The sequence below is a fragment of the Paenibacillus turicensis genome, from assembly GCF_017873435.1.
Taxonomy (GTDB): Bacteria; Bacillota; Bacilli; order Paenibacillales; family Paenibacillaceae; genus Fontibacillus; species Fontibacillus turicensis.
Window position 1 is genome coordinate 20,932 of the sequence record NZ_JAGGKG010000020.1, and the last position, 21,213, is coordinate 42,144.

Here is a 21,213-nt window from a genome sequence, read left to right on the forward strand (position 1 = left end):
GAGGTGTATACACAAGGCTCTTTTTTTATACCTTCATCCACGCATAAACAGAGCTATTTTATTGGAATATATAAATCTATCATAGAATCAGGATGATCATATCCTAAGTATCGGTGATCATATAACTCTAGATCCTCTCGATCATCGACCTCCTCTTTGGTGTTAAGAAGCCATGTCCCCCAAATATAATTAAAGGTCTGGAGAAGATTGCGTATAGAGCCCTTATGGGTGAATACAGCGTAACGTCCACCTGTAATCATCTTTTGAACAAAATGTCCAGGAAGCCCATTAAAAGAGTCCACTTCTATACCCACAACCTCTGTATATCGTATTTCAGGACTCATTGAATAGATATCGTTTTCGTTACAAGCTTCACAGATCCCAAAACAACGCTTTGGCACAGAGAGATGCGGAATCTGAGTATGCATATTAGAAAATTGATGCCATAGCATTGCGATTTTATTGTCCTGAAGTGAGGTCTCTCCACGTATTCCAGCCACCTTAATCTCAGGAAGTTCTACAATTTCAGGATGTACAGTCACATTTGAAGTAATGTGCTCAAGTAAGTCGGAGTGGAGCTTAGTTTTAGATCCAACAAACGTTTCAAGTCGATTGATACGGTATTCCTGTGGACTAACCTTATATATAAATTTAAAGGCACGACTATACGACTCAGGCGATTCAAAGCCGCTTTCAAGGGCAATATCTATAATCTTTTTGTTGGTAAATAGCAAGCTCTGTGCGCTATTCGCTAAACGACGTTTCTTAATGTAGCTACCGATACTTTCACCTAATATCGCAGTGAATTGACGGTTTAAATGATAATATGAGTATCCAGCCGCCTTCGCTACATCCTCTACCTTGATTGCCCCACCAAGGTTTTCCTCGATATATACAATTGCCTGTTCTAAAGTTAATCGATAGTCCACAGGAGCCCTCCTCTAATAATTACAATAAATTATGAACTTGAAACATCTCCTTAGGTGCTTTCTCCATAACAATTTGAATTTGGTTCGTAGTATCTGGTAAGGGATGCTTGATATCATATGTTCTCCATCCATTCTCAGCTCGGCCACCCCAACATAGTTCTAATAAACCGTCTGCGGGTGAAATCACCATACTTTTTGTCGTGCCAAAGAAGTCCTCAAAGTAATGAGCGCATAGCCCTTGGGGGTATTTAGACAGTAGCATATTCTTCAGATGTTCGCTGGTTATCCCAGATAACCCTTCTAACTGTGACTCGATCCATTTGCCTCGCACCAGTGAGTGAACTGCTGCTATAGGCTCATGGGGAAATAGCTCTGGGAAAACGGGATGATTGGTTGTCCAAAGGGATTGATCTTGTGTATCCGAATGAATCCATTTGGTTGCCTGATACCCGTCTATTATTTCTACTAAGGCAGCATTCCCCTTTTTATCTACTAGCATTAGGTTAACATTGCATGCAATTGGCATCCCCTTCATATACTTTAGACATTCTTCTACATCCTTACAATTCTCAAGTAAAGCCCGAATGACAGCCCAGAAATGAAGTCCCTTGATTTTTGGTGCACGCATAAAGGGGAGAGCTCCTACGGGGAATCCACAAGCGCTCATGGTTACAGCAAGTCCGTGTTCATTAAATCCATCATCTCGCCCGAAGCCGATCGTACTAGTACCCATGTGTGTATATTTGCCTTTCACCGAAGTTCTAACGAGCACAAAATCTTCAATCTGGTGATTAAATTCATAGTTACGGGCTAATAGAGGCTTATTATTTGCAGTTATGCTTGGTAAAACAGCAATTTGACTACATCTCGGAACCAGATATGTCATTGCATAGTATGCGATTTGTCTTGAATCCACTTCAAGTGCATCTGCGAAGCCTTGAATTTCTTCTGTAACTCCGAGACACCACCTATCTAATAAATTCATTGCTTCTTGAACCTGTTTTTGACCAAATCCTTCAAGTGGACGAGTGTGACTCTCCTTGAGTGCAGGAATTTGGGCAGCTATTGTCCCCAACTTAAAGCCGATCTCATAGTTGGAACCTTGTAAATTAAGTGTATGAGTTGGAATATTTAACATGGTGTTTGCCTCCTTTTTTTCAGTGTAACGTCAAGAAGGAAGGTATACATGATATTTTCTGCTGTTTTTAATTGTAAAGCTCATTAGAAACTTTTCCGTGTTTATTTTCGTTTAACTATTCATAAGCAATGGAATAGCCATGAAATCAAAATTTTTGTTATTAGACTTAACCACCTTTGTGCCGTACAATACAATAGAACAGAAATGAGCTAGTGGCTAGGAGGAGAACATACAAATGCTAAATAAGCTCAAAAAAATTGATTTTGTCATTGTAGTTATTCTGGCGCTGTTAATGGTGATCAGTATAACTGTGTTATACAGTGCAACGACAAACACAGCCTATCATGGGTATCATATAAAAATGCTTCGTTTTTATTTGTTAGGTTTTGTTGCCTTCGCTGGGATTTCATTAATTGATTTTAAAATTTTTATGAAATATGCACCTTATATTTACGGAGTGGGTTTGTTACTAATCATAGCAGTTATGTTTATTGGTAACACGTATTACAATGCAACAGGTTGGATGACCTTGCCTGGTGGGATTAGCTTTCAGCCTGCCGAATTTTTTAAATTAGTACTAATTATTTCATTGGCATATGTGCTTATTCGCAAGCGCAAGCAGAGCTTACGTTTTTGGCGCGATGTGATGCCGATTTGCCTCATCACCTTTATCCCTTTTGCGATCGTTATGAAACAAAACGACTTGGGGAATGCACTAAGCTACCTTGTTATATTAGTTGGCATGCTGTGGATTGGGAATGTAAAGTATACTCATGCGTTGATCGCATTGGCGATATTTGCAGGTTCTCTGTTTGGGGGAATTACTGCGTATAAAACCTATCATGATGATCTCTATAAATATTTTGAGAAAATTAATCGTGAGCACTGGGTTGAGCGGATTGATCCTTGGTTGGTGCCAGAAAAGGCGACAGACAAAGCGATTTATCACACCAAAAATGCGAAGCTAGCGATCGCATCTGGTGGTATGACAGGTGAAGGTTTTATGAAGGGCGAAACCGTTCAGTCTGAGCGTGTACCACTCACCTATTCAGATTCTATTTTTGTTGTGGTCGCAGAGGAATTTGGATTTATTGGTTCATCGATTTTGTTATTACTGTATTTTGTCCTTATTCACCGACTTATTTTGATTTGTTTGGAATCGCGAGACCATACAGGGCCGTACCTAATTGTAGGTATTGTAGCTATGCTACTGTATCAGATTTTTGAAAATATCGGTATGTTCATTGGCTTAATGCCATTAACAGGAATCACATTGCCATTTATAAGCTTTGGCGGTACGTCACTGATCATTAATATGGCATGTATGGGTGTAGCGATGAGTGTTAAAATATATGGTAACGAAAAAGAAGCGGAGCATGTTAGCGAATCTGGTTATACAATGTCCAAAGTATAAATTTTTGATAAGAATGATCGAGCTATTACTTCAAGCACACAATTATTGTGCAAGTAATGGCTCTTTTTTTTGAACTCTTTTAAAAGTTTAATAGATTACTAGTTTAGATCCCCTAATTGCTGGACATACTGAAAACATAAAGCAACGAAGTAATGAAGGGGTGTTTGTAATCATGAATTCATCTAAAAAGCAAGCTGCAATTATTGTATTTATTATTTTTATGTTAGTGATGTCATGGGAGTCTCAAAAAATAGATGCTGCTGTCGTAGACAATCAAATTCCGAGTGATGCGATTCGTCTTAGAATTTTAGCTAACTCTGATGGAGCAGGCGATCAAGTATTGAAACGTCGTGTGCGTGATGCGGTTGTTGAACAAATGAATGAGTGGGTGAAGCAGTTAGATGAACCCCAAAACGTTGAACATGCCCGTAAGCTGATCGCTTCCCATTTATCAGAAATCGAAACGACAGTAGGTAATACTTTGAAAGCAAGCGGGTATAACTATACTTATCATGTAGAGCTAGGTAAGGTTCCTTTCCCTACTAAAATGTATGGGGGCGCTGTTTATCCAGCAGGTGATTATGAGGCGGTTCGAGTAACTTTAGGCAAAGGGGAAGGGAAAAACTGGTGGTGTGTATTGTTTCCGCCGCTTTGCTTCGTAGATGCAGGAAGTGGAGATGCATTAGCTTCTGCGGATGCTGCAAATGTAACTGAGGGGACACAAGCAAGTCCAGAAAATACAGAAGTGCGCTTTTTCCTTTGGGACATGCTTACCTCCTTATGGGGATGGGTTACAGGTTTGTTTGCCTAATCCTTCGTGTTATAATCTAATATTATTAAACTATAATTGACATAGATTCGGGATGATAGAATTGACAAGTACAGATAACAATGGTGAACAGTATAATTTTAAGGCTGTCGACAAGCAAGGCTGGGGAGAGACACATTGGTGGAATGTGTTGCCCCTAGTTTCTAGCTTTGATCTAAGCTATGAGGGCGAAGGTCATGATGAAAATTACGTTGATGACAGTTCAGGTGAGCTAGAGGATGCTAGAGCAGCGATGCTAGAAGCGGCGGAGGTGCTTGCGCATGGGGGGACTGTTGCATTTCCGACAGAAACCGTATATGGGCTTGGGGCAGATGCAAGAAATACAGAAGCGGTACAGCGTATTTTTACTGCAAAAGGTAGACCCGCTGACAATCCACTTATCGTCCATATTGCGAAAAAAGAGCAGCTAGCTGAATTGGTGATGGGTATAAATAAAACCGAAGAGGTACTGATCCAGCATTTTTGGCCAGGACCGTTAACCTTAGTGCTCCCTGTAAAGCAGGGGGCTGTTTCGCCGTTGGTCACAGCAGGCTTATCTACAGTTGCGGTACGAATGCCTGATCATGAGATCGCATTACAGCTTATAGCAGCGTCTAACTGCCCAATCGCCGCACCAAGTGCGAATCGTTCTGGTCGCCCAAGTCCAACAAAAGCAAGACATGTTGGGGAGGATTTAGCTGGATCAATTTCTGGAATCGTGGATGGAGGAGCAACGGGAGTTGGTGTCGAATCTACAGTAGTGCAGGTGGAAAAAGAAGGGAATATCACGATCCTTCGCCCAGGTGGAATTACAATCGAGCAGCTATCTGCGCTCCAATTAGGTGAGGTTAAGCTTGATCCAGCTCTGCTAGTAGATACAACGAACCTAAACCCTGACGGAACACTGCAAAATGACATAAAAAGCTTCTTCATGGAAAATGCATCAAACAAAAATCAGGAACAAGCTTCTGTGACACCTAAGTCACCAGGCATGAAATACAAGCATTACGCACCACGTGGGCAATTATACATTGTTAGAGGGGAAGACCCTAACCAAATTTCCACTTATATTCAGGCAGGGCTAGCACGAGCCAAGGCACAACAGGAAAAGACTGGTGTAATTGCGTTTGAAGAACAGATTGCCAACTATGATGCAGATGTAGTGGTTTCTTTAGGGGCAATGAAGCATTTGGAAACGGCGGCTCATCGGCTCTATGATGCATTAAGAACAATGGACGAGCAAGAGGTCACTTTTATATTAGCAGAAGGTTGCTCAGAGCAAGGGGTTGGCGCTGCAATTATGAATCGGTTGCTAAAGGCGGCGGGCCATCGGATCGTTGATCTTTAACTTTTATATAAAAAACGAAAGGAGAGTGATCGCCTATGGAGATGTTTGAAATTGTACTCATTATGCTTATATTAATTGGGCTTTCTAACGTGCTTAATCGCTTTATTCCATTTATTCCGGTTCCCTTATTCCAAATTGTATTAGGAACAGGAGTTGCATTGCTCCCTACAGGCATACATATGGAGCTAAATACGGAGCTGTTTTTGCTCATGTTCATTGCTCCGCTACTTTATAACGATGGAAAAAGAACGCCTAGAGAAGAATTGTGGAACTTGCGCTCGCCTATATTGTTGTTAGCATTAGGGCTTGTATTTGTAACTGTATTTGCTGGTGGTTATTTGATTCATTGGTTAATTCCAACGATGCCGATGCCAGCCGCATTTGCACTTGCCGCGATCTTATCTCCTACAGATGCTGTAGCTGTTAGTGCTTTAGCGGGGAGAATATCGCTACCTAAAGGCATATTACGCTTGCTTGAAGGAGAATCGCTTGTTAATGATGCTTCAGGACTGGTTGCTTTTAAATTTGCAGTTGCGGCGATGGTCACAGGCACATTTTCGATAGGTGAAGCGACATGGAGCTTTATTTATATTGCTGTTGGAGGGTTTGTGTGTGGGGTTGTTGTCTCCTTTCTTATTGTATGGTTAAGAGTATTCTTACGCCGACTTGGGATGGAGGATGTGACGATCCATATGCTTCTACAGCTACTCACGCCCTTCGTCATTTATTTATTTGCGGAGGAGTTAGGGTTTTCAGGGATTTTAGCGGTGGTTGCAGGTGGAATTGTGCATGCGATTGAGCGTGATCGTACAGAATCGCTTCAGGCGGAGCTTCAGGTTGTGTCTAAAAATACATGGAGCGTCATCATTTACATTTTAAATGGACTCGTGTTTGTCATTATGGGATTGCAAATCCCAGATGCGACGGCAACGATTTGGCAAAATCCTGATTATAGCAACCTTCAAGTGTTAGGGTTTATCGGCATTATTTCTTTATCCTTGATTTTAATCCGCTTTATTTGGGTGTATTTATTTTGGGAAGGCTCTTGGTTGCTGGGGAGTGGCGAACAGATGGGGAAACCGAAGCTCATGTCTTCAGTGCTCATTTCCTTGTCAGGTGTACGCGGGGCAGTCACCCTTGCGGCAGCATTGTCAATTCCTTATGTTATATCAGGAGGTGCCCCTTTTCCAGAGAGGGATCTCATTATTTTCATCTCGGCTGGTGTCATTTTATTTTCATTAGTGATCGCAAGTGTCATGCTTCCGCTCCTATCTCAAAACCCGTCGGAGCATGCCGCAGAAGAAGCTAAGTGTGAGGATGAGGCTAAGGCCGCTTTGCTTAAAGCGGGTATTGTAGCTATTCGGGAACAAACGACCCCAGAAAATAGCTTTGCTGCCAATCTCGTTGTAGCACAATATGAGGAACGGTTGAGAAAATTGGAGAACAATGAAGAAGAAATCCCTGACGCAAAACGTCATAAGCAAGAGATTAAGCTTAGAATGATTGGGCTTGAGGCGGAACGAGCTGCCATTCAAAAAATGATAGATAATGAAGAGCTTACAGGAGAGCTTGCCCAGCGAATTGAACAAACGATGAATCAAATGGAGATGATTATTTCTAGTCGTTTCAAAATGTTGATCATGGTTTCTTGGATTCGTTTGCGTCGACTGCTCTTTAAACAGTTTTATAAAAAGCAAGCTGAATTACATGAATGTGATCTGCAGCGATTAAGACAAGTTCGGGTCGTGTCTTCTCAAGCTGCAATTAAAGCGATAAAAGGTCAGATGAATGTGACCAATCGAGTTGCGGGGTTAAACATTATTCAGCATTATAAGGATCTCATTGCACGATTGGAGCAGCAGGATATGACACGATCGGCGCAGGATGAATGGTTTAGTGAGCACAAAAATGAGCTACAAATAGCTGCCATTCAAGCAGAACGAAATGAAATTCAGCATATGTTCCAGCGTGGTGAAATTACGCGAGCCTATGCTGCTAAGCTTCGTCAATACATTAATTATATCGAAGCGGGCATTTTGTATTCTGATTTAGAAGAAGAATAGAAGAAAAGCTGAAGAAAAAATGTCTGTTTTAGCTCTGATAAGGTCTGATTTTCCTCCTTTGTGCATAGGTTGTACAAGACTAGTGAACATGGGGGAAAAGATAATGGCAGTTGCTTATGCTTATCTAGGTGAATGGGTAACAATTATATTGATGGCCTTAGCACTAGGTATGGATGCCTTTTCATTGGGGATTGGCATCGGAATGAAAGGGATTCGTAAAAAAGAAATTCTACTTATAGCAAGTGTTGTTGCTTTTTTTCATATATTAATGCCGTTGTTAGGCGTAGCAACTGGACAATATGTAGGTCGATTGCTAGGAGAGCTATCACAATACGTGGCAGGTGGCTTACTAGCTTTACTTGGTGGACATATGATTTATAATGCAATGAAGGAGGGGGAAGCTCAGATGATCTCCCACCAGTCCTTTCTTGGTATTGTATTGTTTTCACTCAGCGTAAGCATTGATTCCTTTTCGATCGGGATCACACTAGGGATGTTTCATGCCAATCTGTGGCTTATCGTCTTGTTGTTTGGATTTTGTGGTGGCTTATTGTCTATGATGGGTCTAATGTTAGGCAAAAAAGTAGGTCGTTCTTTAGGGGAATATGGTGAGGCGGTGGGCGGCGCCATCTTGTTAGCATTTGGACTACTGTTTATATTTTGATTAATAATACGAATTTGATAAACTATACGAATAAGTGTAGCAAAACAAGACAAGCTTCTGGGGGTGAACAATCAATGCTGCGAATCTTATTTGTTTGTACAGGGAATACATGTCGTAGCCCAATGGCAGAAGGAATATTACGTAAATTAGCAGCGGAGCGCAAGCTTGAGGTTGAGGTGTCTTCTGCGGGTGTAGCTGCGGTGGACGGGATGCCGATTTCGAAACATGCACAAGGTGTACTCGCAGATCAAGGCATCACAGATCAGATCAGTTCTAAGCAATTAAGCGCAGAGCTAGTAGGATGGGCGGATATCATTTTAACATTAACGAGTGCTCATCGTCGTTACGTTATTCAGAGCTTTCCAGAGGCAGTGGAGAAGACATATATTTTAAAGGAATACGTGACAGAGGATACAGAGCAAACTGAACTACGTGAGCTTATGGCTGAATTTGAAATGAATAAGGCGATCGGAAAGGAGCTTGAGCCCGCGCGGTTAGAGCGACTTAGAGATTTATACCATGCGATGCCAGGTTATGATGTTTCAGATCCGTTTGGTGGCTCAAGAGAAGATTATGATATTGTAGCTCAGGAGATTACAGAAGCGATTAATAAGCTATTGGACAAGCTTACTGAGTAAACTGCCAAAAAATCAAGGTTGCTTTTACTGCTATCATGTTTTATTCTTAATGAAGATAGCAAGGATCCGATGTAACTGGCGACGAAATGGAGTATACCATGATGGAGCATCGGAACATACGGCCGGTCGCCTGGGCAAAGAGCAAAACACAGTTACCTGTGTTCTGCTCTTTTTTTCAAAATATAGAGATATATGAGAAAGGACTTGCAGAAATGGAAACAGCTTTCGTACCAGATCAAATTGCAAAGCAAGCAACACTTGTATTAAAGGAGTTAGTTGAAGTAGGTCATCTTGGTCAAGGTAGCTTAGTCGTAATTGGAGCTAGCACAAGTGAGGTGGCGGGCAAAAAAATTGGAACAGCCGGTCAAATCGACATTGGTGCAGAGTTGTATGCAGGATTAACGGAGGTAAGCCGCGAGTTTGGGCTGCATCTTGTCTTTCAATGCTGTGAACATTTAAATCGTGCGCTTGTTGTCGAACGTCAAGTTTTGCGGCAGTTCAATTTAACAGAGGTTGCGGCGGTGCCGATTCCTGGCGCTGGGGGTTCAATGGCAGCAACTGCGTACAAATTGATGAATACTCCTTGTTTAGCTGAGAGCATTCAAGCTGACGCGGGCATCGATATTGGTGAAACGATGATTGGTATGCATCTTCGCCCTGTTGCAGTTCCAGTAAGAACCTACATTCGTTTTATTGGTCACGCTAGAGTAAACGCCGCTTGGACTCGTCCGAAGCTTATTGGTGGGGCAAGGGCGCAATATGCGCAAGCAGAGACATCTGGTAATACAAGTAGCTGTGAGTAAGGTATTAACAACTTTATCATAAATAATCAAATTCACTTATTCGGGAGGAAATGGAACATGGATCAATTGAAGAAGCAGGACCCTGCTGTATTAGAGGCAATGAATTTAGAGCTACATCGTCAACAAAACAATATTGAGCTAATTGCCTCTGAGAACATCGTCAGTGAAGCAGTAATTGAAGCAATGGGTTCTGTACTAACGAACAAGTATGCAGAAGGCTATCCGGGAAAACGTTACTATGGTGGCTGTGAGCATGTGGACATTGTTGAAAATATTGCTCGCGACCGTGCGAAGGAATTGTTTGGCGCAGACCATGCTAACGTACAACCTCATTCTGGTGCACAAGCGAATCTTGCGGTTTATTTGACAGCGTTAAAGCCAGGCGACACGGTACTTGGTATGAACCTTTCTCATGGCGGCCACCTTACGCATGGTAGTCCTGTAAATGCTTCAGGCTTACTTTATAATTTTGTTTCCTATGGCGTTCAAGAGGATAGCTTCTTGATTGATTATGATGAAGTACGGAAGGCAGCATTTAAGCATCGCCCTCGTCTAATTGTAGCTGGAGCAAGTGCTTATCCGCGTATTATCGATTTTGAAAAGCTAGGTCAAATTGCGAATGATGTAGGCGCATTGTTTATGGTGGATATGGCACACATCGCAGGTTTAGTTGCTGCGGGTCTTCATCCAAATCCAGTACCTCATGCACATTTTGTGACCACAACTACGCATAAAACGTTGCGTGGACCTCGTGGAGGTATGATTTTATGTCGTCAGCCATGGGCAGCAGCGATTGATAAAGCGGTATTCCCTGGTACACAAGGGGGACCATTGATGCATGTTATCGCTTCTAAAGCGGTAGCGCTTGGTGAAGCCTTAGCACCTGAATTTAAGACATATGCACAAAATGTAATTGATAATGCAGCAACTTTAGCGGAAACACTTATTGCAGAAGGTTTAAATCTTGTATCTGGCGGTACAGACAACCACTTAATGCTGATCGATACGCGTAATTTGAATATTACAGGTAAAGACGCTGAGCATGTGCTTGATGCTGTGGGTATTACTGTAAACAAAAACTCTATTCCATTTGATCCAACAAGTCCATTTGTAACAAGTGGAATTCGTGTAGGTACACCTGCGGTGACTTCCCGTGGTATGGATCAGGAAGCGATGAAGGTGATTGGTAAAACGATCGCACTTGTGTTAAAAAATCCGAAGGATGAAGCAAGCTTAGCAGAGGCTCGTAAAAATGTAGCAGAATTAGCTGCTAAGTTCCCGATTTACACAGGACTTCGCTACGAATAAAAGAGGATGCTCCTAGCTCATAATAGTTGAAGCTACTCTACCGTTGTTAAACAAACCTCTAGTCATAATGAACATTGTGATTAGAGGTTTTTGTTTGTATGCTCATGGCATTCGCTTAGCGACAGTGATATAATAAACGGGATTTGTAGAAAAAGACTCAGCAATATACCGGAGGGACTAACAATGCCAAAATTGGTGGTATGCGATCATCCGTTGATCCAACACAAACTTACAATGATTCGCGATATGCGGACAAACACGAAAGACTTTCGTGAATTAGTAGATGAAGTAGCTACATTGATGGCTTACGAAATTACGCGCGAAATTCCTTTAGAGGAAATTACAGTACAGACTCCAGTGGCAGAAGCGAAGGTGCGCGTGATTGCAGGACGTATGCTTGGGCTAATTCCAATCTTAAGAGCGGGACTTGGTATGCTTGATGGTGTTCTGAAATTGTTACCAGCAGCAAAGGTGGGGCATGTTGGTCTATTCCGTGATCCTGTCACTTTACAGCCTGTAGAGTACTATTTGAAGCTACCTACAGATGTACAAGAGCGCGAGCTTATTGTCATTGATCCTATGCTAGCTACTGGGGGATCTGCGATTGCTGCGATTGATGCACTTAAAAATCGTGGTTGTACTCAAATTAAAATGATGAATCTTATTGCAGCACCTGAAGGTGTACAAGCCGTACATGAAGCGCATCCTGATGTTGATATTTATGTCGCCGCTTTAGATGAACGATTAGATGAACATGGCTACATTATTCCAGGTCTTGGAGACGCTGGTGACCGTCTATACGGAACGAAGTAATATACCCTTGTAGGTGACTATAAGAGATAATCTATGGAAAGGAAGCCATTATGTCTAAAATTAAAGTGATGACGATATTTGGTGTGCGACCTGAAGCGATTAAAATGGCGCCACTTATTCTCGAATTACAAAAGCATCCTGAACATATTGAATCAATTGTATGTGTAACCGCACAGCACCGTGAAATGCTGGACCAAGTGCTTGATGTATTTAAAATTGAACCTGACTATGATTTGGATGTCATGAAGCCAAGCCAGACGTTAAACGAGATTACAATTCGTGTGCTCCAAGGCTTGGAGGGAGTGCTGCGTGAAGCGAAGCCTGATATTGTGTTGGTGCATGGAGATACACTCACTACTTTCCTTGCCAGCTATGCCGCCTTTTTACAAGGAATTAAGGTTGGACATGTGGAAGCGGGCTTGCGCACGTGGAATAAAATGTCTCCTTATCCAGAGGAAATGAACCGTCAATTAACGGGTGTTTTAGCTGATTTACACTTTGCGCCAACCTCAGGTGCAGCTGGGAATTTGTTAAAGGAAAATAAGCCAAAGTCAAGCATATATATCACAGGCAATACAGTAATAGATGTGTTTCAATATACTGTACAGCCCGATTATAGGGATTCTGTGCTTGAATGGGCCCAAGGCAAACGCCTTATTTTAATGACGGCTCATCGTCGTGAATCGCAAGGAGAACCACATTTAAACATTTTCCGTGCAATCCGTAGAATTGCAGATGAATTTGAGGATATTGCCATCGTTTATCCTGTTCATCCAAGCCCTGCGGTTAAGATTCCGGCGTATGAACACTTGGGAAATCATCCTAGAATTAAGCTCATCGACCCTCTTGATGTTGTGGATTTGCATAACTACTATCCACATACACATCTGATCCTAACGGATTCTGGTGGTCTGCAAGAAGAAGCGCCTACACATGGCGTACCTGTACTCGTCTTGCGTGACACAACAGAGCGTCCAGAAGGGATTGAGGCCGGTACGCTAGAGCTTGTTGGCACCGATGAGGAGATGGTTTATGAACGTACGAAGGTATTGCTCAGTGACAAGGAAACCTATAACAAGATGAGTCTTGCAGCCAATCCATTTGGAGATGGGCATGCATCAAGAAGAATTGTGGAAGCAATTTTACATCATTTTGGAGTAGTAAGTGAGCGTCCTGAGGAATTTAAGGTATAAAATGGAACAAAAGTACTAATGTTCTAGTCCAGAAGCACTGACCATACATATGAACTGTATGGTTTGACGCTTTCACAGTGATCATTATCACATTTGTTTGCTTTTTTAAGTAATTGACAAAAAGTCGTCACATTCAGTAAAATGAGTTGGGATTAGTTGAAATAAGCTTAAAGGCTTATGAACAAGCTGCAATAGCGGTAGAATTGTGTCGAATTTTGTACAATCTTCTAAAATGTAGCTCCATGCATAAACTCCTTGCCAAAAAATTCCGATTATAATAAGGGAGCAAAGCGGTATATGCTGGTAAGGGTTATCGTTTTATATGCGTGTGACTGATATGCAGGACTTTTAATGATCAAAGTCAATGGAGGGAATGAAATGGATCAGTTACACTCCATTACTGTGACCGTAACGAGGATCACGATAATTATATTATCTGCCTTGTTTATGGGATGGGCTTTTCTTCCTGCACACCGAACTATCCTATCTGGAGTTATGTTGGGTCTGGTTGTTGGTTTGGTGAATACCACCTATCTTTCTAACAGAGTACGTAGACTAGCTCAAATTGTGGTAACTCAGGAGAATAGTCGCTTTAGTTTTGGCTTTCTAACGAGAATGTGTCTTGTGGTGCTTACCTTTGCGGTTGCATTTAGGCTTGATACTTTATCTATGGAAGCAACGATTTGTGCGCTATTTGTCCCACAGCTTCTTACGATCCCTGTCGGTATTTTTGTATCGCTTCGGAACAAGTCTTAACCAGTCTAAAGCGAAAGGAGGGAATCATATTTATGCATGATGCACCAATTATTAACCTTGGAGGCTTTCACCTAGATCTGTCTGCGGTTTTAATGTTGCTTGTTACGATGATTATCGTATTTGTTTTATGTTGGTTGGCAACAAGAAACCTGTCAGTTGAAAATCCATCTAAGATTCAAAACTTTATGGAATGGATCGTTGAATTTGTACAAGGGATTATTGGAAGTGCCATGGATTCAAAGAAGGGAAGACCTTATTTATCTTTAGGTTTAACACTTATTCTTTTCATCTTTGTATCTAACTTGCTTGGTTTGCCACTAGGTATTGCCACAGAAGCACATGAACCGGTCAGTATTTTTGGTTATGTGATTGAGGCAACTCGAAGTTTATCAGGCGGAGCACATGCCGAGATAATGTGGTGGAAATCACCAACCGCTGATATTTCTGTGACTGCAGGTTTAGCGATGATTATCTTCATCCTGATGAACTATTTAGGTATTAGAAATAATCGCAAGCATTATTTCAAGCATTTTATTGAACCATTCCCAATCTTCTTGCCTCTAAATATTATCGAGAACTTATCGAAGCCAATTGCGCTTGCTATCCGGTTGTTCGCGAATATTTTTGCAGGTGAGGTACTGATTACCGTAATTCTTAAATTGAAATTTATTGGTATTCCGTTCATGGGATTATGGCAAGGGTTCAGTGTTTTCGTAGGTGGACTTCAAGCATACATTTTCACCATTCTAACCATGGTGTATATTGCTCAATATACAATCCATGATGAGAAGGCGCATTAAGGAAAGACATTAATAAACTCTAAAGGAACATCATGATGTTCATATGAAAGAGTTATTATATTAAAAAAACTTTTCAAATTCTAAGGAGGATTTTTAAATGAACTTTTTAGCAGCAGCAATAGCAGTTGGTCTAGGAGCACTTGGTGCAGGTCTTGGTAACGGTATGATCGTAAGTAGAACAGTAGAATCTATCGCACGTCAACCAGAAGCTACAAGCTCACTTCAAACAACAATGTTTATCGGTGTAGGTATCGTAGAGGTTGTTCCTTTGGCAGCAACAGTAATTTCATTCCTAATCATGTTTTCTTAATAATAAGGTTTGGCGGGGACGGCCGATGCCATCCGCGCCTTCGTTTTTAAAATGTAGATTTGTTGAGTAGTAACAGAAAGCTAACAATCTATATTTTCTACACGAAGCACCATAGTGCTTAATGGAAAGGGGTGCCATCAGTTGACAGTCTTATGGGAAAATATTTTGATTACCATGCTTGCATTTGGAATCTTGTATTGGCTATTGAATAAGTTTGCATTTGGGAAGCTATTTGCAGTTATGGAGCAACGTCGTGAACTGGTGCTTGGCCAATTAGAGGAAGCAAAGAAAACCAGAGAACAAGCTACTGTATACGTAGAAGAGCAAAAAGATGCGCTTAAACAGGCACGTCAAGAAGCCTTTGAAATTATCGAGCAATCGAAGCAAAGCAGCAGCAAGCAAGCTAAAGATTTGCTTGAACAAGCTAAAGTCGATGCTACTCGTATCAAAACAGAGGCAGTGCGTGATATCGAAAGTGAACGTAACAAAGCAGTGGAGGCATTACGTGCTGAAATTGGTTCGTACTCCGTAGATATCGCATCTAAATTAATTCAACGTGAGGTTGAAACTAATCCGGCAGAGCAAGAAAAACTCGTTGATCAATATCTCGAAGAGGTAGGTAAAAAATCATGAGTCGCGAGGCTGTAGTTGCAAGCAGATATGCTAAAGCAATGTATGAAATTGCAGCACAGGAAGGTCGCACCTTAGAAACTGAGGATGAACTTCGTAGCTTAGTGGTCGTGTTAAATGAAGATCAGCTAGTGAAGCAATTTATTGACAGTCCTAACGTTTCTGAAGCTGAGAAATGGAAGGTTCTTGCGGCTGGATTAGAAGAAAAGGTTTCTAAGCCTGTTTTATCATTAGCGAAATTGATTATAGAACGAGGTCGTGTAGAGATTTTGCCGGAGCTTTTGAACAGCTATATCAAAATCACTAGTGATGCACTAGGTTTGGCTAATGCTACTGTCTATACAACATATCCTTTGAGCGAGCAGGAAAAGGACAATGTAGCCACTGAGTTTGGCGCTTTACTAAACAAAAAGATTCGTGTCATTAATGAAATTGACTCGGAGCTATTGGGCGGGATGAAGGTCAGAATTGGTGATACATTGTATGATGGTAGTTTGGCTGGTAAATTAAAACGGCTTGAGAAGTCGTTTCGAAGACAAGCACTGTAGATAGGGGTGAAACACTTGAGTATCAGACCTGAAGAAATCAGTACACTGATTAAAAGTCAGATTGAACAATATAAATCAGAAATTGAAGTGGCCGAAGTTGGTACCGTTATTCAAGTTGGTGATGGTATTGCTCGTGTACATGGACTTGAGAACGCCATGGCAAACGAATTGCTTGAGTTTGAAAACGGCGTTTTTGGTCTTGCCCTCAACCTAGAGGAATCTAATGTCGGGGTCGTTATTTTAGGACCATACAGCGACATTCGTGAGGGGAATCAAGTGAAGCGGACTGGACAAATTATGCAGGTTCCAGTTGGTGAAGCATTACTAGGACGTGTTGTAAATCCATTGGGCCAACCTGTTGATGGTAAAGGCGCAATTGAAACAACGGAATTCCGTCCAGTTGAAAATAACGCACCAGGCGTTATTGATCGTAAGTCTGTACACGAACCAATGCAAACAGGGATTAAAGCGATTGATTCCATGGTTCCAATCGGTCGTGGACAACGTGAGTTGGTTATCGGTGACCGTCAAACAGGTAAAACTGCGATTGCGATCGATACGATCATCAATCAAAAGGGCAACGGCGTAAAATGTATTTATGTTGCTATCGGTCAAAAGCAATCCACTGTCGTAAACGTGGTTGAAACATTACGTCGTCATGGCGCTTTGGATTATACCATCGTAGTTACAGCAGCTGCTTCTGAGCCATCTCCACTCTTGTACATCGCTCCATATGCTGGTGTAGCTATGGCTGAGTACTTCATGTACAAAGGTGAGCATGTGCTGATCATCTATGATGACTTGTCTAAGCAAGCAGCAGCTTATCGTGAATTGTCCTTGCTGCTTCGTCGCCCACCGGGTCGTGAAGCGTTCCCAGGTGACGTATTCTACTTGCACTCCCGTTTGTTAGAGCGTGCAGCTAAACTAAGTGATGAGCTAGGTGGAGGTTCCATTACAGCACTTCCATTTATCGAAACTCAAGCATCTGACGTATCGGCGTACATTCCGACGAACGTAATTTCCATTACAGATGGACAGATCTTCCTTGAGTCTGACCTATTCTACTCCGGTCAACGTCCAGCGATCAACGTTGGTATTTCCGTTTCCCGTGTAGGGGGTTCAGCACAGATCAAAGCGATGAAGAAGGTTGCTGGTTCCTTGCGTCTAGACTTGGCGCAATATCGTGAGCTTCAAGCGTTCTCTCAATTTGGCTCTGACCTTGATAAATCAACACAAGCTCGTTTGACTCGTGGTTCTCGTATGATGGAAATCCTGAAGCAAGGTGTTAACCAACCACTTCCAGTTGAGAAGCAAGTTGTGTCCTTGTACACTGCCGTTAAAGGATATCTTGATGACATTGCATTAAACGATGTTAGACGTTTTGAAGCAGAATTTTTAGCATTTGTAGATAGCGAGCATCCAGAAGTGTTGCAATCTATTACAGATACTAAGGATTTAACTGCGGACAACGAAGCAGCATTAAAAGCAGCAATCGAGAAATTTAAACGTGGATTTGCATCCTCTCATTAATTTTTTCGCGTAATAGCTGTGAAATATAGATTTATGCTTACGAAGTAACTTTGACCTCGTCAAAGTTTAAGTTAATGCTTACGAAGTAAAGTTAATGCTTACGAAGTAACTTTAACCTTCAGTTAAAGTTTTGAGGTGGTGAAATCATGGCAAAAGGGATTCGTGAAATTAAGCGTCAGATCAAAAGTATTCAAAGTACACGTCAGATTACTAAGGCGATGGAAATGGTTGCTTCGGCAAAGCTTAGAAAAGCACAAGAGAAAGCGCAAGCCTCTCGTCCTTATGCTGAGAAGCTAAAGGAAGTCGTGTCTAGTATTGCAGCAGCAGGTTCTGATGGTATTACTCATCCGATGTTAGTCACTCGTCCAGTTAAGCGTGTGGCATATATCGTTATTACGTCTGATGGTGGCTTGGTAGGTGGTTATAACACTAACCTATTGCGTAAAGTAATGGACCAATTAAAGGGTCATGCCTCCAAAGATGAATACGGCTTGTTTGTCATCGGACGTAAAGGTCGGGACTACTTTAATCGTCGTGAGCTTCCAGTCGTGAATGAAATTACAGAATTGACGGATACCCCTAAATTCGCTGATATCAAATCATTAGCTTACGCTGCTGTTCAAGGCTTTGAAAATGAAGAGTATGATGAGCTATATGTGTGCTATAACAAATTTGTGAATGCCATCACACAAGTTCCAACAATCGAACGATTGCTTCCTTTTGATCGTGTAGAGGTGCATGGAACAGCGGCAAACTATGAGTATGAGCCTTCACCTGAGGTAGTACTTGAAGTATTGTTGCCAAAATATGCAGAAACTCTGATTTTTGGTGCTCTTCTGGAAGGTAAAGCAAGTGAGCTTGGTGCAAAAATGACAGCGATGGGTAGCGCAACAAAAAATGCAACAAAAATGATTGGTGAGCTTACCTTGACGTTTAACCGTGCTCGTCAGGCTGCAATTACCCAGGAAATTACGGAAATTGTTGCTGGCGCTAATGCGCAGAGCTAATCAATTTCATATTTGGTACATGGATGTATGAGATTGATTCGTAATAGTACGGATTTTTAGGAGGGAAACATAAATGAACAAAGGACGCGTGGTTAGCGTAATGGGTCCGGTTGTTGATATTGAGTTTGAACGTGGACAACTTCCGGAAATTTTTAACGCTATTAAAATTGTGAATCCAAACGCGGAAAATGGTGCTGGCGACTTAATCTTGGAAGCCTCCAACCATCTTGGTGATAATCTTGTACGTTGTATTGCAATGTCTACAACAGATGGTCTCGTTCGTGGAACAGAAGCTATTGACATGGGATCACCAATTTCCGTACCTGTAGGTGAAGCTACACTTAGCCGGGTATTTAACGTACTTGGTAATACGATTGATAATGAAGGCGATGTGGCAACAGATGCTAGAAAGCCAATTCACCGTCAACCTCCTTCATTTGAAGAGTTATCAACCCAATCTGAGATCCTTGAAACAGGGATTAAGGTTATTGACTTGTTAGCTCCTTATGCTAAGGGTGGTAAAATCGGATTGTTTGGTGGTGCCGGTGTAGGTAAAACCGTTACAATCCAAGAATTGATTAACAATATCGCGCAAGAGCATGGTGGTATTTCCGTATTTGCCGGTGTAGGTGAACGTACTCGTGAAGGAAATGACTTGTACCATGAAATGAAAGATTCTGGCGTTATCAACAAAACAGCGATGGTATTCGGACAAATGAACGAACCACCTGGCGCACGTCTTCGTGTTGCGTTAACTGGTTTGACCATGGCAGAATATTTCCGTGACGAAGAAGGCCGCGACGTGCTTCTGTTCATCGATAATATTTTCCGGTTTACTCAAGCTGGTTCAGAAGTATCCGCGTTATTGGGACGTATGCCATCTGCGGTAGGTTACCAACCAACACTTGCAACTGAAATGGGTCAGCTTCAAGAGCGTATTACTTCCACGAAAAAGGGTTCGGTTACATCAATTCAGGCGATTTACGTACCTGCGGATGACTATACTGACCCTGCTCCTGCAACAACGTTTGCTCACCTTGATGCAACAACGAACTTGGAACGTAAAATTTCTGAAAAAGGGATTTTCCCAGCGGTAGATCCGTTGGCATCCAGTTCTCGTATGCTTGCACCAGAAATCGTAGGTGAAGAGCACTATAACGTTGCGCAAGGCGTTAAACAACTATTGGCTCGTTATAAAGAGCTTCAGGATATTATTGCGATCTTGGGGATGGATGAATTGTCTGAAGACGATAAATTGATCGTTGCTCGCGCACGTAAAATTGAACGCTTCTTGTCACAACCATTCCACGTAGCTGAACAATTTACTGGCTTCAAAGGTAAATATGTACCTATTGCTGAAACTGTACGTAGTTTCAAAGAAATTCTTGATGGTAAGCATGATGATCTTCCTGAAGCAGCATTCTTGTTCGTAGGTACAATTGAAGAAGCTGTTGAAAAAGCGAAGACCTTGTAGAAGAAACCGTTAAGGCGGATACTTCAGAAATGAACTGTCCCGCGAATAGGAGGGATAATAGGTGAGTACCTTTTTATTAGAAATCGTTACACCAGAGCATGTCGTGTTCTCGCAAGAGGTGGATAGCTTAGCTGTCCGTGGTCTTGAAGGAGAACTAGGGATTTTAGCAAAACATATTCCACTTGTCACTCCACTTCAAGTTGCACCTATTACTGCGAAGATAAATGGTAAAGCAATATCCATCGCGGTACATGGAGGATTTGTTGAAGTACAAGGCGACAAGGTCATTGTTCTTGCTGAGAGTGCAGAGCTACCTGAAGCAATCGATATCGAGCGCGCCAAGGCAGCACGTGAACGTGCAGAACGCCGTTTATCCGCACGTAGCAATCAAGATCGTATTGATCATCGTCGGGCAGAGCTTTCTTTACAGAGAGCGATCACTCGCATTAATGTATCTAGTCGTACAAAGGAATAGAAGGATACCGGGCATCTTTAAGGATGTCCGGTCTTTTTTCAGAAATAATATTAAAAATATTTCAAAAAATATATAGTGTAAGCCCTCTCAATGACAAACTAGGACTGGATTATTATTACAAGTCCAAGTATGATATATAAGGTCACTATTTTTATAGAGGATTAACAAAAGCTAGGTGAGTAGCATAGATATATACATGAGTAGGAGGTACACTTAGCGGTGGAGATGAGAGATACATTTCAAGGGATGGCTGGAATAAGTGGTCTTACTGCAATTATTGTTTCTTTAATTTGTATTGGATTATCCTGGTGGGCCATGCAAAATGTGAAATGGGAATTATTCATACGACATCCACAAGGAGCACAAGGTAAATTATTGCAATTGCTATTTGCCATAATCATCGGTCATTTTGTAGCTGCCTTTGTTATCGACTATTTAAGCTATACGATCATGCTACGTTACATGTTTTGACATAATCTATGTAGTTAGACCTACAGTCTTTGAGCTAACTGGTTCTAAAATTGTCGAATAACATCAGCACAAATTGCTAACAATGGGGAATAA

General features: G+C 41.7%; 22 protein-coding genes and 1 riboswitch. Of the genes, 20 read left to right on the forward strand and 2 right to left on the reverse strand.

Going from position 1 to position 21,213, the window contains the following annotated elements:
* Nucleotides 1–53: 53 nt before the first annotated feature.
* Together J2Z32_RS17730 and J2Z32_RS17735 are read right to left on the reverse strand one after the other, a co-directional pair.
* A complete protein-coding gene (locus J2Z32_RS17730; protein WP_210090527.1) occupies nucleotides 54–929 on the reverse strand; it encodes an AraC family transcriptional regulator in 876 nt (291 codons plus the stop codon).
* Nucleotides 930–948: 19 nt separating this feature from the next.
* Complete coding sequence (locus tag J2Z32_RS17735) at nucleotides 949–2,067, reverse strand: C45 family autoproteolytic acyltransferase/hydrolase (protein WP_210090528.1); 1,119 nt, start codon at nucleotides 2,065–2,067, stop codon at nucleotides 949–951.
* 235 nt (nucleotides 2,068–2,302) lie between these two features.
* On the opposite strand from J2Z32_RS17735, the gene J2Z32_RS17740 reads away from it, so the two are divergent.
* The 20 genes from J2Z32_RS17740 (at nucleotide 2,303) to J2Z32_RS17835 (ending at nucleotide 21,120) form a co-directional block, all read left to right on the forward strand.
* A complete protein-coding gene (locus tag J2Z32_RS17740; protein ID WP_210090529.1) occupies nucleotides 2,303–3,481 on the forward strand; it encodes an FtsW/RodA/SpoVE family cell cycle protein in 1,179 nt (392 codons plus the stop codon).
* A gap of 172 nt (nucleotides 3,482–3,653) precedes the next feature.
* Nucleotides 3,654–4,292 (forward strand): stage II sporulation protein R, encoded by a 639-nt coding sequence (gene spoIIR, locus J2Z32_RS17745; protein ID WP_210090530.1) that lies wholly within the window; start codon nucleotides 3,654–3,656, stop codon nucleotides 4,290–4,292.
* A gap of 61 nt (nucleotides 4,293–4,353) precedes the next feature.
* Nucleotides 4,354–5,637, forward strand: a complete 1,284-nt coding sequence (locus tag J2Z32_RS17750; protein WP_245251581.1) for an L-threonylcarbamoyladenylate synthase — start codon at nucleotides 4,354–4,356, stop codon at nucleotides 5,635–5,637.
* Nucleotides 5,638–5,672: 35 nt separating this feature from the next.
* The gene (locus tag J2Z32_RS17755) at nucleotides 5,673–7,700 is read left to right on the forward strand and encodes a Na+/H+ antiporter (protein WP_210090532.1); all 2,028 of its coding nucleotides are present in this window, start codon (nucleotides 5,673–5,675) and stop codon (nucleotides 7,698–7,700) included.
* 103 nt (nucleotides 7,701–7,803) lie between these two features.
* The gene (locus tag J2Z32_RS17760) at nucleotides 7,804–8,364 is read left to right on the forward strand and encodes a manganese efflux pump MntP (RefSeq protein WP_210090533.1); all 561 of its coding nucleotides are present in this window, start codon (nucleotides 7,804–7,806) and stop codon (nucleotides 8,362–8,364) included.
* 74 nt (nucleotides 8,365–8,438) lie between these two features.
* On the forward strand, nucleotides 8,439–9,002 hold the full coding sequence (locus J2Z32_RS17765; protein WP_210090534.1) for a low molecular weight protein arginine phosphatase: 564 nt from the start codon (nucleotides 8,439–8,441) through the stop codon (nucleotides 9,000–9,002).
* Nucleotides 9,003–9,063: 61 nt separating this feature from the next.
* Nucleotides 9,064–9,145, forward strand: a riboswitch (ZMP/ZTP riboswitch).
* Nucleotides 9,146–9,214: 69 nt separating this feature from the next.
* A complete protein-coding gene (locus J2Z32_RS17770) occupies nucleotides 9,215–9,805 on the forward strand; it encodes a TIGR01440 family protein (protein ID WP_210090535.1) in 591 nt (196 codons plus the stop codon).
* Nucleotides 9,806–9,862: 57 nt separating this feature from the next.
* Nucleotides 9,863–11,113 (forward strand): serine hydroxymethyltransferase, encoded by a 1,251-nt coding sequence (locus J2Z32_RS17775; protein ID WP_210090536.1) that lies wholly within the window; start codon nucleotides 9,863–9,865, stop codon nucleotides 11,111–11,113.
* A 183-nt stretch (nucleotides 11,114–11,296) separates the two neighbouring features.
* Nucleotides 11,297–11,926, forward strand: coding sequence for a uracil phosphoribosyltransferase (gene upp / locus J2Z32_RS17780; RefSeq protein ID WP_210090537.1), 630 nt, complete (start codon nucleotides 11,297–11,299; stop codon nucleotides 11,924–11,926).
* 50 nt (nucleotides 11,927–11,976) lie between these two features.
* Complete coding sequence (gene wecB, locus J2Z32_RS17785) at nucleotides 11,977–13,119, forward strand: non-hydrolyzing UDP-N-acetylglucosamine 2-epimerase (protein ID WP_210090538.1); 1,143 nt, start codon at nucleotides 11,977–11,979, stop codon at nucleotides 13,117–13,119.
* A gap of 378 nt (nucleotides 13,120–13,497) precedes the next feature.
* Complete coding sequence (locus J2Z32_RS17790) at nucleotides 13,498–13,875, forward strand: ATP synthase subunit I (protein WP_210090539.1); 378 nt, start codon at nucleotides 13,498–13,500, stop codon at nucleotides 13,873–13,875.
* A gap of 32 nt (nucleotides 13,876–13,907) precedes the next feature.
* Nucleotides 13,908–14,675 (forward strand): F0F1 ATP synthase subunit A, encoded by a 768-nt coding sequence (gene atpB / locus J2Z32_RS17795; RefSeq protein ID WP_210090540.1) that lies wholly within the window; start codon nucleotides 13,908–13,910, stop codon nucleotides 14,673–14,675.
* Nucleotides 14,676–14,772: 97 nt separating this feature from the next.
* Nucleotides 14,773–14,985: a F0F1 ATP synthase subunit C gene (gene atpE, locus J2Z32_RS17800; RefSeq protein WP_210090541.1), complete on the forward strand. Its 213-nt coding sequence runs from the start codon at nucleotides 14,773–14,775 to the stop codon at nucleotides 14,983–14,985.
* A gap of 141 nt (nucleotides 14,986–15,126) precedes the next feature.
* The gene (atpF, locus tag J2Z32_RS17805) at nucleotides 15,127–15,618 is read left to right on the forward strand and encodes a F0F1 ATP synthase subunit B (RefSeq protein WP_210090542.1); all 492 of its coding nucleotides are present in this window, start codon (nucleotides 15,127–15,129) and stop codon (nucleotides 15,616–15,618) included.
* Nucleotides 15,615–16,163 carry a F0F1 ATP synthase subunit delta gene (locus J2Z32_RS17810; protein ID WP_210090543.1) on the forward strand — a complete coding sequence of 183 codons (549 nt, stop codon included), beginning with the start codon at nucleotides 15,615–15,617 and terminating at the stop codon, nucleotides 16,161–16,163. The genes atpF and J2Z32_RS17810 overlap by 4 nt, the downstream gene beginning before the upstream one ends.
* A 15-nt stretch (nucleotides 16,164–16,178) precedes the next feature.
* A complete protein-coding gene (gene atpA, locus J2Z32_RS17815) occupies nucleotides 16,179–17,693 on the forward strand; it encodes a F0F1 ATP synthase subunit alpha (RefSeq protein ID WP_210090544.1) in 1,515 nt (504 codons plus the stop codon).
* 146 nt (nucleotides 17,694–17,839) lie between these two features.
* Nucleotides 17,840–18,700 carry an ATP synthase F1 subunit gamma gene (atpG, locus tag J2Z32_RS17820; protein ID WP_210090545.1) on the forward strand — a complete coding sequence of 287 codons (861 nt, stop codon included), beginning with the start codon at nucleotides 17,840–17,842 and terminating at the stop codon, nucleotides 18,698–18,700.
* Between the two features lie 73 nt (nucleotides 18,701–18,773).
* Complete coding sequence (gene atpD, locus J2Z32_RS17825; RefSeq protein WP_210090546.1) at nucleotides 18,774–20,174, forward strand: F0F1 ATP synthase subunit beta; 1,401 nt, start codon at nucleotides 18,774–18,776, stop codon at nucleotides 20,172–20,174.
* 61 nt (nucleotides 20,175–20,235) lie between these two features.
* Nucleotides 20,236–20,649 (forward strand): F0F1 ATP synthase subunit epsilon, encoded by a 414-nt coding sequence (locus tag J2Z32_RS17830; RefSeq protein WP_210090547.1) that lies wholly within the window; start codon nucleotides 20,236–20,238, stop codon nucleotides 20,647–20,649.
* Nucleotides 20,650–20,874: 225 nt separating this feature from the next.
* Nucleotides 20,875–21,120 carry a DUF1146 family protein gene (locus tag J2Z32_RS17835; RefSeq protein WP_210090582.1) on the forward strand — a complete coding sequence of 82 codons (246 nt, stop codon included), beginning with the start codon at nucleotides 20,875–20,877 and terminating at the stop codon, nucleotides 21,118–21,120.
* Nucleotides 21,121–21,213 lie beyond the last annotated feature (93 nt).